This is a genomic window from Roseovarius sp. CH_XMU1461 (assembly GCF_037027165.1).
Classification (GTDB): domain Bacteria; phylum Pseudomonadota; class Alphaproteobacteria; order Rhodobacterales; family Rhodobacteraceae; genus Roseovarius; species Roseovarius nubinhibens.
Genome location: NZ_JAYMDV010000004.1, coordinates 126946 through 142707 on the forward strand (window position 1 = coordinate 126946; position 15762 = coordinate 142707).

Below are 15762 nucleotides of genomic sequence, written 5' to 3' on the forward strand. Positions count from 1 at the left end.
GGGGCCGCACGGGACGTTTCGATCCGGATTAGCCCTGGGGCAGGTCGCGGTCGAGCTCTTCCATCGAGCCCATGCGCGCTGAGCCATCCGCCTGGGCCGGAAGTTCGATCTCGGTGCAGGTGCCTTTGTCGACGAGGGTCCAGGCGTTGCCCTGGTAATCCACGGTCGATGTGCCTGCGCAGGTGGTGCCAGCGCCAGCCTTGCAGTCGTTCTGACCGGCGAGCGACACGCCGAAGCATTTCTCTTTTTCCATCGCCGCGGCGGGGATGGTTTGGGCGGTGATGGCAGCGGTCACGGCACCGGCGAGGGCCACGGATTTAGCGATAGTCGACATGATTGGTCTCCCTAAGGACTTGGTTACATCTCGCCGCCGGGAACCTCCCGATACGTCGGCGATGAGTAAAGCTTAGGCGGGAAGTATATCACAAGGCTATTCACGAGCCTGTCAGACACGCGCCCGTCAGATGATGTCATCGAACGGGCGCGGGGTAAGTCATTGATTTTGCACGAATGGTGCAAGTTATGGGCGGGTTTTTCCGGCGCTGTTCAACCGGGAAAATCCGCCCATGGGCCGAAATGTTACAGCCGATCGGGGGGTGTGGCCTCGGTGGCGAGCGCCTTTGTTACATCGGCAAGCGCCTGAACGGACGTCTGTTTTTCCCCCAGACGGCGCACCGAGACGGTCTTTTCCTCGACCTCGCGCAAGCCGCAGGCGAGAATCACCGGCACTTTGCCCACCGAATGTTCGCGGACCTTGTAGTTGATCTTTTCGTTGCGGATGTCGGCCTCGGCCCGGACGCCTTGGGCGCGGAGCCCGGCGACCACCTCATGCACATAGTCATCGGCCTCCGACACGATGGAGGCCACCACCACCTGACGCGGCGCGAGCCAGAACGGCAGCTTGCCCGCGTGCTCCTCGATCAGGATGCCGATGAAGCGCTCGAACGAGCCGAGCGTCGCACGGTGCAGCATGACGGGGCGGTGTTTCGCGCCGTCTTCGCCGATATAGGTCGCGTCGAGCCGCTCGGGCAGGACGAAATCCACCTGCAGCGTGCCGCATTGCCAATCGCGCCCGATGGCGTCGGTCAGCACGAACTCGAGCTTGGGACCATAGAAGGCGCCTTCGCCGGGGTTGAGCGTGAAGCTGCAATTGGCGGCCTCGGTCGCGGATTTGAGCGCGGTTTCCGCCTTGTCCCAGACCTCGTCCGAGCCAGAGCGTTTTTCCGGCCGGTCGGAGAATTTGACCGAGAAGTTTTCAAAGCCGAGATCGCGGTAGACGCGCGACAGGAAGTCGATGAAGCGTTTGGTTTCGCTCTCGATCTGATCCTCGCGGCAGAAGATGTGACCATCATCTTGGGTAAAGCCACGCACCCGCATGACCCCGTGCAGCGCGCCCGAGGGCTCGTACCGGTTGCAGGATCCGAACTCGGCCATGCGCAGGGGCAGGTCGCGGTAGGATTTGAGGCCCTGGTTGAAAATCTGCACATGGCAGGGGCAGTTCATCGGCTTGAGCGCGTTCACCGCCTTTTCGCGGGCGTGCTCTTCGTCGACTTCGACGATGAACATATGTTCCTGGTATTTCTCCCAATGCCCGGATTTTTCCCAGAGCTTGCGGTCCACCACCTGCGGTGTGTTGACCTCGACATAGCCGCCGGCGCGCTGGGCGCGGCGCATGTAATCCTGCAGCTCGGTGTAGATGGTCCAGCCGTTCGGATGCCAGAAGACCTGACCGGGGGCCTCTTCTTGCATGTGGAAGAGGTCCATTTCGCGGCCCAGCTTGCGGTGGTCGCGCTTGGCCGCCTCTTCGAGCATGTGAAGATGCGCCTTGAGCTTTTCCTTGCCGGTGAAGGCCACGCCATAGATCCGTTGCAGCATCTGGCGGCTGCTGTCACCGCGCCAATAGGCGCCGGCCACGCTCATCAGTTTGAAGGCGTCGGCGGGGACCTGACCGGTGTGCTGGAGATGCGGGCCACGGCAGAGATCCTGCCAGTCGCCATGCCAATACATGCGCAGCGGCTCGTCACCGGGGATGGCCTCGATCAGCTCGACCTTGAAGGGTTCGCCATTGTCCTCATAATGCTTGACCGCGCGGGCGCGATCCCAGATCTCGGTACGCACTTCGTCACGCTTGTTGATGATCTCGCGCATCTTCTTTTCGATCTCGCCGAGGTCTTCGGGGGTGAAGGGCTCGGCCCGGTCGAAATCATAATACCAGCCGTTTTCGATCACCGGGCCGATGGTCACTTTGACATCGGGCCAGAGCTCTTGCACGGCGCGGGCCATGATATGGGCGAGGTCGTGGCGGATCAGCTCGTTGGCTTGGGGTTCGTCCGCCATGGTGTGAATGGCGATGCGCGCGTCCTCTTGGATCGGCCATTGCAGGTCCCAATGGGCGTCGTTGACTGTCGCCGAGATGGCCTTTTTGCCAAGCGATTTCGAGATATCGGCGGCCACTTCGCCGGGGGTGACCCCAGCCTCGTAGCTGCGTGCATTGCCATCGGGGAAAGTCAGGGAAATCTGGGCCATAGGCCGAAGCTCCTCGTCAGTTTGGCGCCCACGGAACGCCCGGTTGCGGGTTGATATGTGTGGGGCTGGGTTTCGCGCGATGCGCCTCCCATGTCAAGCGGCGGGGGCGGTGGATTTCGCGCTTTGTGGCGCTAGTTGCTGGCGGGTGGCGCAAGAGGAGTGTGAGGATGCGGGCCGGGGTGAGCGACGAGCTCTTTGAGACATTGGTGGAGGACCCCGAAGAGGACGGCGGTCTCGAGCCCGAGGCGCGCGAGGTCGAGCCCGAGAATTTCCTGCGCCATATCATGGCGTTGAGCGCCAGCAAGGTGGCCGATGGGTTGCTCAACCCGAAGCTGGTGCTGAGTTGGTTGCTGGCGCATCTCGGGGCCGGGCCGCTCTGGGCGGGGCTGTTGGTGCCGGTCCGTGAGGCGGGGGCGCTTTTGCCGCAGCTCTTCACCGCCGGGCGCATTCACGGCATGGCGCGGCGCAAATGGGCCTGGGCCGCAGGGGCGGCGGGGCAGGGGATTGCGGCGCTTGGCATCGTGGCGGCGGGGCTCCTGCTGCAGGGGCCGGTGGCGGGGGCGGTGATCGTGGCGCTGTTGGGTCTGCTGGCGGTGAGCCGGTCGGTCTGTTCGGTGTCTTACAAGGATGTGCTCGGCAAGACGGTGGGCAAATCGCGGCGCGGGACGGCGACGGGGGCGGCGGCGAGCATGGCCTCCGGCGCGGTCATTCTCTTTGCGCTTCTCCTCGTGTTCGGGGCGGCGGAGCGGTTTCTCTTGGTCATTGGCGCGCTGGTTCTGGCGGGGGTGGCCTGGCTCGGCGCGGCGCTGGTGATGAGCGCGATGGAGGAGGCGGCGCAGGAGGGCGAGGCGATGGGGGCGCGGGCCTCGATCCGGCAGCTACGGCTCTTGCGCGAGCGGCCCCAGCTGCGGCGGTTCGTGATGGCGCGGGGGGCGCTGGTCGGCACGGCGCTGGCGCCGCCCTATCTGGTCTTGCTGGCCTCCGAGGGCAATGCGGCGCGGCAATTGGGGGCCTTGGTGCTCGCCTCGGCGCTGGCGTCGCTCTTGTCCTCCTATGTCTGGGGGCGGCTCAGCGATCGGTCGTCGCGGCGGGTGCTGATCTATGCCGGGATCGCGGGGGCGGTGGCGATGGGGCTGGCGCTGGGCGTGGCGGCATTGGGCCTCAGTGGCACGGTCTGGGCCATTCCCGGCGTGCTCTTCGTGCTGATGGTGGCCTATCACGGGGTGCGCAGCGCGCGCTCGACCTATCTGGTGGATATGGCGCCTGTGGATGAGCGGGCGAGCTATACGGCGGTGTCGAACACCGGCGTCGGCGTGATCCTTTTGGCGATGGGCGCGGTGGGTGCGGGCGTCGCGTCCCTGTCACTTCCCCTTGCGCTTGGGCTCTATCTCGTGATGTCTCTTGCAGGCGCGTTCTGGGCGCGCGGACTGCAAGAGGTAGAGGATGGCTGAGTTTCTGAAGACGGCATCGGGGCGGCGGATCGCCTATGAGAAGACCCCAGGCACGGGGCCGGGGGTGGTGTTTCTCGGCGGGTTCAAATCGGACATGCAGGGCACCAAGGCGGTGCACCTGGAGGCATGGGCCAAGGCGACGGGGCGGGCGTTCTTGCGCTTTGATTACTCCGGCCATGGCGACAGTTCCGAGGCCTTCACCGATGGCGCGATCAGCGATTGGGCCGAGGATGCGCGCGCGGCGATCAGCCAGTTGACCGAGGGGCCGCAGATCTTGGTGGGCTCGTCGATGGGCGGCTGGATCTCTCTCCTGATGGCGCGGGCGATGCCCGAGCGGCTGGCGGGGCTGGTGACGATTGCCGCCGCGCCGGATTTCACCGAGGACAGCATGTGGGAAGGGTTTGACGCGGGTCTGCGGCAGAAACTGCTCGACGAGGGGCAGGTGGCGCTGCCCAGCGACTATGGCGAGCCCTATATCATCACCCGGCGTTTGATCGAGGATGGGCGGCAAAACCTCGTTTTGCGCGACCCGTTGACAATCGACGCGCCTGTTCGATTTTTGCAAGGAACCGCCGATGAAGACGTGGATATGTCGGTGGCTTTGCGGCTTTTGGAACATTGTCAGTCGCCCGATATGCGGCTTACCCTCGTCGATGGGGCCGATCACCGCTTCTCTGATCCCGACTGTCTCGCGCTGATCGTGGCGGCGGTGGAAGAGGTGAGTGCCCGGGCGGGACGGGCGGCATGAGACGGGCCTTGCGCTGGGCCGGGATCGCCCTCGGGCTTGGCGTTCTGGCGCTGGTGACGCTGGCCCCGCGCGAGCCGGTGGAGATGGGCGCCACCTTCGAGCCGCGCAAGTTCGGCGAGGGGGTGGGCGTCTATCTCGAGGCGATGGAGAGCCGGTTCGACGACATTCGCGACGGCGCGCAAAAGCGCATCGTCTGGGCCGGGCCGCGCGAGACGCGCACGCCGCTCAGCATCGTCTATGTGCACGGGTTTTCCGCCAGTTCCGAGGAAATCCGTCCGGTGCCGGACCGTGTCGCAGAGGCGCTGGGCGCCAACCTCTTTTTCACCCGGCTGAGCGGCCATGGCCGGGGCGCGGAGGCGATGGGCGAACCGCGCGTTGGCGACTGGATGCAGGATATGGCCGAGGCGCTGGCGGTGGGGCGGGCGATTGGCGAGGAGGTGATAGTGATCGGCACCTCGACCGGCGCGACCCTGGCCCATGCGGCGCTGTTTGATGCGGCGATGGCGGAGAAGATCCGCGGTGTCGTGCTGATCTCGCCCAATTACGGGATCAACAACCCGATGGCGCCGTTGCTCACCTGGCCGGGGGCGCGGCAGTGGCTGCCGCTGGTGGCGGGCGCGCGGCGCAGTTTCGAGCCGCAGAACGCGGGGCATGCCAAATACTGGACGACGGAATATCCCAGCACGGCGGTGTTTCCGATGGCGGCGCTCGTCGCGCATGTGCGCGGCATGGATCATGCGAGCCTCAGCGTGCCGGCGCTTTTCTACTATGATGATGGCGATCAGGTGGTGCGGCCCGATCTCACCGATGGGGTGGTGGCACAATGGGGCGGGGCGGCGACGCGCGGGCAGCCCGTGCTGACAGAAACTGACGACCGGTTCGCGCATGTTGTGGCGGGCGATATTCTATCGCCGGGCAACACGGGCCGTACCGTGGAGGAGATCGTTGCATGGGTGAACAAGCTGGAGTGATGGAGCCGCGCGTCTCGCTGATCACGCTCGGCGTTGAGGATGTGACGCGGGCGGCGGCGTTTTACGCGGCGATGGGCTGGCGTCGCGTCGATAGCCCGGAGGGGATCGTGGTGTTTGATCTCTTGGGTCAGGCGCTTGGCCTATATCCGCGGGCCGATCTGGCGCGGGATATGGGGGTCGCGCCCGAGACGCTGGGCACCGGGGCGATGACGCTGGCCTATAATGTGCGCGAAAAGGCCGAGGTGGCGGAGGTTCTCGATGCCGCCCGCGCCGCCGGGGCGCATGTCCTGCGCGAGGCGCATGATGTGTTCTGGGGCGGGCATATCGGCTATTTCGCCGATCCCGAGGGCCATGTCTGGGAGGTGGCGCATAACCCGTTTTCGCCGCTGAGCAAAGAGGGTGCCTTTCGCTGGGAGGGCTATGGGTGAGACGCCCGCGCAGCATGTGGAGCCTCGAGACGCTGGGGCGGGTGCGGCTCAGCCGGCATTTCTACATGCGCGATTTCCTCTATTCGGAGATCGGCAATTTTCACCAGATCCAGAACATTCCCGACGATCCCGAACGGGCCATAGAGATGGGGCAAAGGCTCTGTCAGGAGCTGCTCGACCCGCTGGAAGAGACCTTTGGGCGGATTGCCATCCGTTCGGGCTATCGCGCGGCGGCGCTCAACCGGTTTGGCAATGAGCAAGGCCTCAACTGTGCGCGCAACGCGGCCAATGCGGGGCAGCATATCTGGGATTATCCGGGCGGGGCGGGGGCCTGTACCTCACTGGTGATCCCGTGGTTCGCCGACCGCTATGAGGCGGGGCGGGATTGGCGTGATCTGGCGTGGTGGCTGCATGATCACCTGCCTTATTCCGACATCTATTTCTTTCCCAAGCTCTGCGCCCTGAACCTGAGTTGGTCCGAGCGGCCAGAGCGGGCGATCCGCAGCTATATCGCGCCGCGCGGCACGTTGCTCGCCTCCGGGGCCGAGCCGGGGGAGAGCCGGGCCGAGAGGCAGGCGCGCTATGACGATTTTCCGCCTTTCCGGGCAATTGCCTATCCCTGACCCTTGATTGTCCTGTGGAGATTGGCACAGTAGGGGAAAGGCGCGAGAGCACGCCTGAGAGCAGGAGAATTTTCATGCAAGAGCCCTTGGTGCTGTTGCCGGGTTTATTATGTGATGCCCGGGTGTTCGGGCCGCAACTGACCGCGCTGAGCCGCGATATGGCGGTGACCGTCGCCCCGATCACGCGCGGCGAGCGGGTCGAGGAAATCGCCTCGGAATTGCTCGATGTGCTGCCGCGTAAATCGGCCATCGCGGGACTTGGCCTTGGCGGGGTGGTGGCGATGGAAATCCTGCGCCGTGCGCCCGAGCGGGTGACGCGGATTGCCCTGATGGACACCAGCGCGCTGTCGGAGACGCCGCAGAGCTCGGCCGATCTCGAGCCGCTCTTGACCAAGGCGCGGGCCGGGCGGCTGCGCGAGGTGGTGGCGGGGCTGGTGCATCCCAACACGCTCGCCCCCGGGCCGGACCGGGCCGAGGTGATGGCGCTGATCGAGGATATGGCGGATCATCTGGGGCCGGAAATCCTGTTCCGGCAGATGCGGGCGCGGCAACGGCGGCGCGATTATCAACCGACGCTGCGGCGCTGCAAGGTGCCAGCGCTGGTGCTCTGCGGGGCGCATGACGGGACCGCGCCGATCAAGCATCACACGTTTCTGGCGGGGCTCATCCCCTATGGCAAGCTTGAGGTGATCGAGGGCGCGGGGCAGTTTCCGGTGCTGGAACAGCCCGAGGCGACCAATGCCGCGCTCAAGGCCTGGATGAAACAGCCGCTGGTGCTGCAGACGCAGGTCGCGCCCGAAGTCTGAATGGATCGGAAAATCGCCGAAGGGCAGGGACGCCGCGGATCAGGCCGCGGCGTTTTTATTGGCGTGTTTGGCGCGCGGCTTGGTGCGCTTGCGCTCGGCCGGGGCCTCGGAATTGGCGTCGATGAAATCGAGCACCAAGGGCCGGATGTTTTCGCGCCAGGAGCGGCCTGCGAAAATGCCGTAATGCCCGGCGTTGGGTTCGACATAGCTCGCCTTTTTGTCAGCGGGCAGGCCGGTCAGAAGATCGAGCGCCGCGACGCATTGGCCGGGGGCCGAGATGTCATCCTTGCCGCCTTCGACGGTTTTGACGGCGATCTTGGTGATCTTGCCGATGTCGATCTTGCGGCCTTCGACGCTAAAGTCGTTCCGGGCAATCTCGCAATCCTTGAAGATGCGTTTCACGGTCGAGAGATAGAATTCGGCGGGCATGTCCATCACGGCGAGATATTCGTCGTAGAACTTGTTATGCGGGTCGCGGTCGCTGGCTTCGCCACGGGCGACGCGGCCGATCTGATCGCTGAAGGCGGTGGCGTGGCGTTCGGCATTCATTGACATGAAGGAGGTGAGCTGCAGCAGGCCGGGATAGACCTTGCGCCCGACGCCGGGATATTTGAAGCCGACCTGTTGGATCATCGTCTCTTCGAGCTGTCCCATGGTGACGCGGCGGCCAAAATCGGTGACATCGGTGGCGTTGGCCTCGGGATCGATCGGGCCGCCGATGAGCGTCAGCGAGCGGGGCTGGGCGTCGGGGTCCTGTTCAGCGAGATAGGCGGCGGCGGCGAGGGTCAGCGGCGCGGGCTGACAGACGGCGATGACATGGGTGTCAGGGCCGAGCGCGCGCATGAAATCGGCGAGATAGAGCGTGTAATCCTCAACGTCGAACTTGCCCTCGCTCACCGGAATATCGCGGGCATTGTGCCAGTCCGTCACATAGACGTCGCAATCGGGCAATAGCGATTTGACGGTAGACCGCAGCAAGGTGGCGTAATGGCCCGACATCGGCGCAACGAGAAGCACCCGGCGATCCATCGGATCCCGCCCGGCCACGTCGAAATGAATGAGATCGCCAAAGGGGCGCGAGACGATGGGTTCGACGGTGATCAAGTGATCGCGCCCGTCTTCGCCGGTGATCGATTCGATGCCCCAATCGGGTTTGACAACCATCCGCTGAAAGCTGCGTTCGGTGACTTCGCCCCAAGCGGCCATCCAGCTCAAAGCAGGGTTTGGTACCATGCTGAAAATGGGATAGGATGCCAGAGAAAGGGCCGTTGCACCAAGCCATTGGTTGGTATTCCGCATGGTCTCCATGAGGTCATATGTCGCCATGTACCGCATGCATTCGTCCTTTCCCGGCATCAGCCGGAGTAATGGTCACAAGGTGCAGCTTTGGTTGCAAGCAAATGCTGCATAGCAGCGAGAGTACGAGGAAATTATTAAGATGGCAACGCAAGAGGATGTGGCAGCTGCGAATTTGGACAGGCTTAATGTTAATCTGCAACGGGTTGAGGCGCTCACCGAGCGGCTGATCGCGGCCTTTGCGCGGCGCAATCCGGCCAATCCGACGCTCAACGGTCCGTCCCACGACCTGTTTGCACGCGCAGCGCTTTCAGCCTGGGCCGAGGCGGTGGAGAACCCCGGCAAGATCTATGAGCAGCAGCTCGAATATTGGGGGAAGTCCGTGCGCCATTTCATGGAGGCGCAGCAGGCCCTATTGCAGGGCAAACCTGCGGAGCCCATGGAAGAGGACGAAGATCCGCTCGCGGGCGACAAGCGCTTTGCCAATCCGCTTTGGAAGAGCAATCCCTATTTCCGCTATATCAAGCAGCAATATGCGCTCAACCGCGAGGCGCTGGCCCGGACCGTGTCGGAGATGGATGATCTCTGCCCGACCGAGCAGCGCCGGCTGAACTATTTCGCGCGCCAGATCGCCGATCTCATGTCACCGACCAATTTCCTCGGCACCAATCCCGATGCTCTTGAACGGGCGGTCGAGACCGAGGGCGAGAGCCTGGTGCGGGGGCTGGAAAACCTCGTGGCCGATATCGAGGCCAATAATGGCGAGCTGGTGGTGCGGCTGGCCGATGAGGCGGCGTTCGAGCTTGGCGGCAATATCGCCACCGCGCCGGGCGAGGTGATCTATCGCAACGAGATGATGGAGCTCATCCAATATGCGCCGAGCACCGAAGAGGTGCATGCGACGCCGATCGTGCTCTTTCCGCCGTGGATCAACAAATTCTATATTCTCGACCTGAAAGAGCAAAACAGCCTGATCCGCTGGATCGTCGATCAGGGCTATACGCTCTTTGTGATTTCCTGGATGAACCCGGATGCCAGCCATTCCGAGATCGGCATGGAGGATTATGTCGAGAAGGGCTATCTCAAGGCCATCGAGATCGCCAAGCAGGTCACCGGGCAGAAGAAGGTCAACGCGGTGGGCTATTGCATCGCCGGGACGACGCTGGCGCTGACCCTGTCGCTGTTGAAAAAGCGCGGCGACAAGTCGATCAAATCCGCCACCTTCTTTACTGCGCTCACGGATTTTTCGGAGCAGGGCGAGTTTACCCCCTTCCTGCAGAATGATTTCATCGACGGGATCGAGGCCGAAGTGGCCGCGCAGGGGATCATGCGGGCCTTTATCCTTGGGCGCACGATGAGTTTCCTGCGCTCGAACGACCTGATCTACACGCCCGCTATCCGGTCCTACATGATGGGCGAGGCGCCGCCCGCCTTTGATCTGCTCTATTGGAATGGCGATGGGGCCAACCTGCCGGGGCGCATGGCGATGCAATATCTGCGCGGCCTTTGCCAGCGCAATGAGTTCGCCGAGGGTGGGTTTGATCTCATGGGCGAAACGCTCAGCGTGGCGGATGTGGATGTGCCCCTGATGGCGATCACCTGTGAGACGGATCACATTGCCGCCTGGCGCGATTGCTATCGCGGGGTGCAGAAGATGGGATCCAAGGAGAAAACCTTTGTCGTCTCCGAATCCGGTCATATTGCGGGGATCGTCAATCCGCCCTCCAAGAAGAAATACGGCCATTACACCAATGAGGATCTGAGCGGATCCTCGGAGGAATGGTTCCAGGGGGCGACGCGCAATGACGGGTCGTGGTGGCCGCTGTGGGAGGCATGGATTCGCAAACGCTCGGGTAAGAAAACAACGGCGAGAACGCCCGGATCCGAGGAATATCCGCCGATTTGCCCGGCCCCGGGAGAGTATGTGCGCCGCAAAGCCACGGAAGTTTCCTAAGCAAATCATCCCCTTGATCGCTGCATGCGAAAAAACTTTTGCTGCACTGCAGAAAAACCTTGATTTGCTGCAGTGCAGCACTCATATTGTTTGCAATCGCAGAAACGCGGGCAGACCCCGCAGAACGATCTAAGGAGAAGACCAATGGCTAAAGCACAAGACTTCAGCACCATGATGCAGGACTTCCTGGGTGCGTTCCCGGTGGACACCAAAGCCCTGGAAGACGCGTTCAAGAATCAAGCCGCTCTGAACGAGAAATTCTCGCAAGTGGCCCTCAAAGCCGCAGAGCAATCGGCCGAGATTTCCAGCAAATGGACCAAAGAAACCCTGGCCCGCGCCACTGACGTGACCAAAGCCAAGGAAGAGCCCGCCGATTACGCCAAGGCGATGACCGATTTCGCATCGGCCAATGCCGAAGTGGCCGCCGAGAACATGGCAGCCTTCGCAGAAGTCGCGAAAAAAGTTCAGATGGAAACCGTTGAGCTGATGATGGCGACCGGCAAATCCATGCAGGAAGACGCCACCAAGGCCGTCAAGAAAGCCACCGATGAGGTGACTGCTGCTGCCAAGAAAGCCGGCGCTGCTGCCAAGTAAGCGATACGGATTTTCGCACCGTCCTCCTCCTCCCAATCAAGGCGGTGCATCCTGTAAAGGGCGAGCTTCATGCTCGCCCTTTCTTTTTCCCGCGCATCGGTTAAGCTGTGCTGTGGCGCCGCATATTGCGGCATGAACCGGGAGGCCAGCCGCGTGGGTGAAACCGACAAACCACTCTTGATCAAACGATATGCCAGCCGCAGGCTCTACAACACCGAGACCTCGGATTATGTCACGCTGGAAGACATCGCGCAGTTCATCCGCGATGGCCGCGAAGTGCAGATCGTCGATCTCAAATCGGGTGACAACCTGACCCGGCAATATCTGCTTCAGATCATTGCCGAGCATGAGAGCCGCGGCGAGAATGTTCTGCCGATCAATGTGCTGACTGACCTCGTGCGCAGCTATACCACGCAAGCCAGTTCCATGGTGCCGGAGTTCCTGGCGCAGAGCTTTGAGATGCTGCGCGAGGGTCAGACGACCATGATGGAGAATATGCAGCGTGCCAACCCGCTGGCAGGGATGCCGGGGATGGAGGCGCTGCGCGCCCAGCAAGAGGCGTTTCTCAAGGCGATGGGCGGGTTCAAGACCTTCGGCAGCACCATGCCCGGTGGCGCGGCGGAGGAGGCGGGTGACGAGACCGCCACCAAGCCCAAGCCAGCCGAGAGCGAGGACAAGAACCTCGACGAGATCAAGCAGCAACTGGCGGAACTGCAGCAGAAGCTGTCCAAGCTGAGCAAGTAAGGTCACATGGTCGACAGTCCGGGGCGGATCACCCTTTGGGGGATTGAAGTGTTCATGGCCGCCGCCGATGAGCGGTCGATCTCGGCTGCGGCGCGGCGACTGGGGGCGAGCCCCTCGACCGTGAGCCAGCAGCTCACCAATCTTGAGAGCGCGGTGGGGGCGACCTTGCTCGACCGCAATGCGCGGCCGGTGCGCCTAACCAAGGCGGGCGAGATCATGCAGCGCCGGGCGCAGGCGATCCTCAACGAGGCGGCGCAGGCGCGGGCCGAATTGGCGATGTCGGACCTGTCGATGCTGACGCGGTTCCGGCTTGGCATGATCGAGGATTTCGAAGCCGATGTGACGCCCCGGCTGCTCACCCATATGGCGGGCGAGCTGAAGGGCTGTCAGTTCCTGCTGGAGACCGGGGCGAGCCATCACCTGCATGATCTGCTCGATGCGCGCACGCTCGACGTGATCGTGGCGGCGGAGATCGGCGGCGAGGCGGATTGGGTCGAGCTGCACCCGCTTTTGCGCGAACCTTTCGTGGTGGCGGCGCCCAAGGGCGCGGTGCGCGATCCTGACAATGTGCTGCGACAGCTCAAGCGGCTGCCGCTCATCCAATACACGCCGCGCCATTACATGGGGCGGTTGATCAATTCGCATCTGGCCCGGCAGAATATCGCGCTGCCGCATCGCTTCGAGCTCGACAGCTATCACGCCATTCTGGCGATGGTCGGGCAGGGGCAGGGCTGGACCATCCTGACACCGCTGGCGCTGCAGAGGGCGCAGCGGTTCGCGTCGCAGATCGACGTGTTCGACCTGCCGTTCGAGCCGCTGAGCCGGACGATCAGCCTGACCGCGCGCAAGGGGATCTTGCAGGATATGCCGACGAATGTGGCGGCGACGCTCAAGCCGATCCTGCAGGAGGTGATTGTCGGGCCAGCGCTGGCCCAACATGCGTTTCTCAAGGGTAAGCTGACGCTGCTCTGATCAGGTGCCGTAGACGCGCAGCGGGCCTTGCACCTCTGCCGCTGCGGCCAGAAGCGCATTGGCGATCAGGTCAAGTTCATCCCGTGTGAGGCGCACCGGCAGGCGCACGTCACAGGCCCGCATCAGCATGTCGCGGGTGCGCGGCAGCTCGGGCGCGCCGCCGGGCAGGAATTGCCAGTTCCAGAAGGCGCGGGCATTGTCGGCGCTCTTGCCGAAAATCTGCACCTTGATGCCGCGCGCGGCGGCGGCTTCGGCAAAGCGGGTGACCTCGTCATCGCTGAGACCGACGAGATTGAACTGGATCGAATCCGGGGCGCGGGTTTCGGCCACCAGCGGCGCGGGCACCGATAGGACCGGCGAGCTGTTGAGCTTGTCCGCGACGTAATCGTGGTTCTCAAGGCCGCGGCGGACCCGCTCGGCCAGCAGCGGCAGCTGCGGGCGGATGACGGCGGCGGAGAGGTTGCTGAGCCGTAGGTTGTAGAGCGGCAGCTTGTTTTGCCAGCGCGCGAACGCCGCCGAGAGCGCCGGATCGTCGCCATCGACATGTTTGGCCCAGTTATGTTCATAAGCGCCCGACATAATCACCGCGCGCGCCACCAGATCGGCATCATCGGTGACCAGAATGCCGCCTTCGCCCGCGTTCACCATCTTGTAGGATTGGAAGGAAAAACAGCCGACCCGGCCCAGCGTGCCGATTTTGTCGCCATGCCAGAGCGTGCCGAGCGAATGCGCCGCGTCCTCGATCACCGGGATGTCACGGGCCGCGCAGAGCGACAGGATCGCATCCATATCCGAGGTGTGGCCGCGCATATGGCTGACGATCACCGCCTGCACATCGTCGAGCCGGGCTTTGAAATCGGCCATGTCGATGCGGTAGTTTTCCCCCACTTCGCAGAGCACCGGCACGCAATCGGCATGGACCACCGACGAGGGCACGGCGGCGAAGGTAAAGCCGGGGATGAGCACGCGGGCGTCGCGGGGCAGGTCGAGCGCCTTGAGCGACAGAAAGAGCGCGGCAGAGCAGCTCGACACCGCGAGCGCGTATTTCATGCCCAGAAGTGCGGCGAATTCGCGTTCCAAGAGCGCGACCGGCGCGTCTTGCGGCGCGGTGTAGCGAAAGAGATCACCCGACAGCAGCAAACGGTCGATTTCGGCGCGGGCGGCTTCGGGGATCGGCTCGGCATCATGGACGTTGGGCATTTGGGTCATTTCAGTATATCCGAATGTTAGTTTCGGATTTTTTAAACACACTGAGACCGCGCTGCCAAGGGCGCAAAAGGGTAACGCCTTGCTGTTCGGTGAATTTTCGCCACCTGTCGTCGGGGAGCAACGGCCCGCGCTTTACGCGCGCGGGCCGTCGAAGGTCGGTAGAGGCCGATCAGCGTTCGCTGAGCGCCTGAGCTGCGCGGGTGATGGCAGCCTCGGTGCGGGCGAAATCCTCTTCGGTGAGCGCCAGGCTCGGGTAGGTCTTGCCGCCCGATTTGAAAATGCCTTCGGCGCGCAGCACCGCGTTGAACCGGGCCGAGGCGGCGGCATCTGCCGATTGCACATCGCGGTAATCGCGGGGATCTGTGGCGGTAAACACCGGCTCGAACAGGGTCTCGTCGCCGACGATGCGGTGGGCAATGCCCTCGGCGTCGAGCGCGCGGGTCATCATCTCCATCACCCGGCGGCCATTGGTGCGTAGCTGCTCATATTGGCCGTCGCGGCGCAGGATTTCGAGCGTCTTGAGCCCGGCCACCGCCGCCACCGGATTGCCCGAAAGCGTGCCGAGCTGCATGAGCCAGCGCTCCGCCCCAACCGCCGATTTGTCGAAATGCGCCATGATGTCGGCGCGCCCGGCAAGGGCGGCGAGGGGAAAGCCGCCGCCGATCACCTTGCCCAGCGTGCACAGATCGGGCGTCACGCCATAGAGGTCCTGCGCGCCGCCATAGGCAAAGCGGAACCCGGTCACCACCTCGTCGAAGATCAGCACGATGCCATAGCGGTCGCATTCCTCGCGCAGGAGCTGCAAAAAGCCGGGGGCGGGCGGGATGATCCGCTGCAGCGGCTCGACGATGAGCCCGGCCACGGTGTCCCCATGTTCGGCGAGCAGCGAGCGGATGAACTCGGCATCGTTGAATGGCGCGATGAGCATCTCGTCGGCGACGCTTTGCGGGATGCCGGCGCTGTCGGGATGGGCCTGCGGAAAATTGAGCCGGTTGGTGGGGGCAAGCGACATTTGTGCCTCGGCGGACATACCGTGATAGCCGCCCTCGAATTTCACGATCTTGTCGCGCCCGGTAAAGGCGCGGGCGGCGCGGATCGCATACATATCGGCCTCACCGCCCGAGGAAACATAGCGCAGCTGTTCGGCGCAGGGCACGGCGGCGCAGATCACCTCGGCGAGCTCGATCCCGGCGGCGTTGTTGGCAAAGAAGGTCTGGCCCTTGGGGAGCTGTTCGATCACCGCCTCGAGCACTTCGGGATGGCCATGGCCGAGCAGCATCGGGCCGGAGCCGATGAGGTAATCCACATAGTCGCGGCCCTCTTCGTCCCAGACGCGCGATCCGCGCCCCTCGCGGATGGTGACGGAAGGGTCGAAATTGCCAAAGCCGCCGCCGGGCAGGACGGCGCGGGCACGGGCGGGCCAATCGGTCTGGGTCATGT

General features: G+C 63.6%; 15 protein-coding genes. 10 read left to right on the plus strand and 5 right to left on the minus strand.

Annotation, left to right across the window (positions count from 1 at the left end):
* Nucleotides 1-28 precede the first annotated feature (28 nt).
* Both WA237_RS13600 and thrS read right to left on the minus strand, forming a co-directional pair.
* Nucleotides 29-334, minus strand: a complete 306-nt coding sequence (locus tag WA237_RS13600) for a BufA1 family periplasmic bufferin-type metallophore (RefSeq protein ID WP_040618096.1) — start codon at nt 332-334, stop codon at nt 29-31.
* Nucleotides 335-579: 245 nt separating this feature from the next.
* Nucleotides 580-2526 (minus strand): threonine--tRNA ligase, encoded by a 1947-nt coding sequence (gene thrS / locus WA237_RS13605; RefSeq protein ID WP_336098276.1) that lies wholly within the window; start codon nt 2524-2526, stop codon nt 580-582.
* A 167-nt stretch (nt 2527-2693) separates the two neighbouring features.
* Between thrS and WA237_RS13610 the strand changes: the two genes are divergently transcribed.
* From WA237_RS13610 to WA237_RS13635, 6 genes are all read left to right on the plus strand, one after another.
* Complete coding sequence (locus tag WA237_RS13610) at nt 2694-3977, plus strand: MFS transporter (RefSeq protein WP_336098279.1); 1284 nt, start codon at nt 2694-2696, stop codon at nt 3975-3977.
* Nucleotides 3970-4725: an alpha/beta hydrolase gene (locus WA237_RS13615; RefSeq protein WP_336098280.1), complete on the plus strand. Its 756-nt coding sequence runs from the start codon at nt 3970-3972 to the stop codon at nt 4723-4725. The genes WA237_RS13610 and WA237_RS13615 overlap by 8 nt, the downstream gene beginning before the upstream one ends.
* Nucleotides 4722-5696 carry an alpha/beta hydrolase gene (locus tag WA237_RS13620; RefSeq protein WP_336098281.1) on the plus strand — a complete coding sequence of 325 codons (975 nt, stop codon included), beginning with the start codon at nt 4722-4724 and terminating at the stop codon, nt 5694-5696. Before WA237_RS13615 ends, WA237_RS13620 begins: the two co-directional genes overlap by 4 nt.
* Nucleotides 5696-6124, plus strand: coding sequence for a VOC family protein (locus WA237_RS13625; protein ID WP_336098439.1), 429 nt, complete (start codon nt 5696-5698; stop codon nt 6122-6124). Before WA237_RS13620 ends, WA237_RS13625 begins: the two co-directional genes overlap by 1 nt.
* 14 nt (nt 6125-6138) lie before the next feature.
* A complete protein-coding gene (locus tag WA237_RS13630; protein WP_336098441.1) occupies nt 6139-6747 on the plus strand; it encodes a hypothetical protein in 609 nt (202 codons plus the stop codon).
* Between the two features lie 74 nt (nt 6748-6821).
* Nucleotides 6822-7553, plus strand: a complete 732-nt coding sequence (locus tag WA237_RS13635) for an alpha/beta fold hydrolase (RefSeq protein ID WP_336098283.1) — start codon at nt 6822-6824, stop codon at nt 7551-7553.
* Between the two features lie 39 nt (nt 7554-7592).
* Here WA237_RS13635 and phaZ read toward each other — a convergent pair whose 3' ends face one another.
* Entirely contained in the window at nt 7593-8888 is a 1296-nt protein-coding gene (gene phaZ / locus WA237_RS13640; protein WP_040618098.1) for a polyhydroxyalkanoate depolymerase, read from the minus strand.
* A gap of 103 nt (nt 8889-8991) precedes the next feature.
* Here phaZ and WA237_RS13645 point away from each other — a divergent pair, with 103 nt between their 5' ends.
* The 4 genes from WA237_RS13645 (at nt 8992) to WA237_RS13660 (ending at nt 13113) form a co-directional block, all read left to right on the plus strand.
* Nucleotides 8992-10803: a PHA/PHB synthase family protein gene (locus WA237_RS13645; protein WP_336098285.1), complete on the plus strand. Its 1812-nt coding sequence runs from the start codon at nt 8992-8994 to the stop codon at nt 10801-10803.
* A gap of 144 nt (nt 10804-10947) precedes the next feature.
* Nucleotides 10948-11397 carry a phasin family protein gene (locus tag WA237_RS13650; protein ID WP_040618099.1) on the plus strand — a complete coding sequence of 150 codons (450 nt, stop codon included), beginning with the start codon at nt 10948-10950 and terminating at the stop codon, nt 11395-11397.
* A 132-nt stretch (nt 11398-11529) separates the two neighbouring features.
* The gene (gene phaR / locus WA237_RS13655; protein WP_009814817.1) at nt 11530-12141 is read left to right on the plus strand and encodes a polyhydroxyalkanoate synthesis repressor PhaR; all 612 of its coding nucleotides are present in this window, start codon (nt 11530-11532) and stop codon (nt 12139-12141) included.
* Nucleotides 12142-12147: 6 nt separating this feature from the next.
* Nucleotides 12148-13113, plus strand: coding sequence for a LysR family transcriptional regulator (locus tag WA237_RS13660; protein WP_216016520.1), 966 nt, complete (start codon nt 12148-12150; stop codon nt 13111-13113).
* Here WA237_RS13660 and WA237_RS13665 read toward each other — a convergent pair whose 3' ends face one another.
* Nucleotides 13114-14322: a DegT/DnrJ/EryC1/StrS family aminotransferase gene (locus WA237_RS13665; RefSeq protein WP_336098289.1), complete on the minus strand. Its 1209-nt coding sequence runs from the start codon at nt 14320-14322 to the stop codon at nt 13114-13116. It abuts the gene before it with no gap.
* A 169-nt stretch (nt 14323-14491) separates the two neighbouring features.
* Entirely contained in the window at nt 14492-15760 is a 1269-nt protein-coding gene (locus tag WA237_RS13670) for an aspartate aminotransferase family protein (RefSeq protein ID WP_336098291.1), read from the minus strand.
* Nucleotides 15761-15762 lie beyond the last annotated feature (2 nt).

What these genes read in the sequence shown, in the direction of transcription:
- WA237_RS13670 (WP_336098291.1), bottom strand. Translation starts at nt 15,760, where the DNA reads ATGACCCAGACCGATTGGCCCGCCCGTGCCCGCGCCGTCCTGCCCGGC.
- WA237_RS13665 (WP_336098289.1), bottom strand. Translation starts at nt 14,322, where the DNA reads ATGACCCAAATGCCCAACGTCCATGATGCCGAGCCGATCCCCGAAGCC.
- WA237_RS13635 (WP_336098283.1), top strand. Translation starts at nt 6,822, where the DNA reads ATGCAAGAGCCCTTGGTGCTGTTGCCGGGTTTATTATGTGATGCCCGG.
- WA237_RS13650 (WP_040618099.1), top strand. Translation starts at nt 10,948, where the DNA reads ATGGCTAAAGCACAAGACTTCAGCACCATGATGCAGGACTTCCTGGGT.
- WA237_RS13630 (WP_336098441.1), top strand. Translation starts at nt 6,139, where the DNA reads ATGTGGAGCCTCGAGACGCTGGGGCGGGTGCGGCTCAGCCGGCATTTC.
- phaR (WP_009814817.1), top strand. Translation starts at nt 11,530, where the DNA reads ATGAACCGGGAGGCCAGCCGCGTGGGTGAAACCGACAAACCACTCTTG.
- WA237_RS13600 (WP_040618096.1), bottom strand. Translation starts at nt 334, where the DNA reads ATGTCGACTATCGCTAAATCCGTGGCCCTCGCCGGTGCCGTGACCGCT.
- thrS (WP_336098276.1), bottom strand. Translation starts at nt 2,526, where the DNA reads ATGGCCCAGATTTCCCTGACTTTCCCCGATGGCAATGCACGCAGCTAC.
- WA237_RS13615 (WP_336098280.1), top strand. Translation starts at nt 3,970, where the DNA reads ATGGCTGAGTTTCTGAAGACGGCATCGGGGCGGCGGATCGCCTATGAG.
- WA237_RS13610 (WP_336098279.1), top strand. Translation starts at nt 2,694, where the DNA reads ATGCGGGCCGGGGTGAGCGACGAGCTCTTTGAGACATTGGTGGAGGAC.
- WA237_RS13645 (WP_336098285.1), top strand. Translation starts at nt 8,992, where the DNA reads ATGGCAACGCAAGAGGATGTGGCAGCTGCGAATTTGGACAGGCTTAAT.
- WA237_RS13660 (WP_216016520.1), top strand. Translation starts at nt 12,148, where the DNA reads ATGGTCGACAGTCCGGGGCGGATCACCCTTTGGGGGATTGAAGTGTTC.
- WA237_RS13620 (WP_336098281.1), top strand. Translation starts at nt 4,722, where the DNA reads ATGAGACGGGCCTTGCGCTGGGCCGGGATCGCCCTCGGGCTTGGCGTT.
- phaZ (WP_040618098.1), bottom strand. Translation starts at nt 8,888, where the DNA reads ATGCGGTACATGGCGACATATGACCTCATGGAGACCATGCGGAATACC.
- WA237_RS13625 (WP_336098439.1), top strand. Translation starts at nt 5,696, where the DNA reads ATGGAGCCGCGCGTCTCGCTGATCACGCTCGGCGTTGAGGATGTGACG.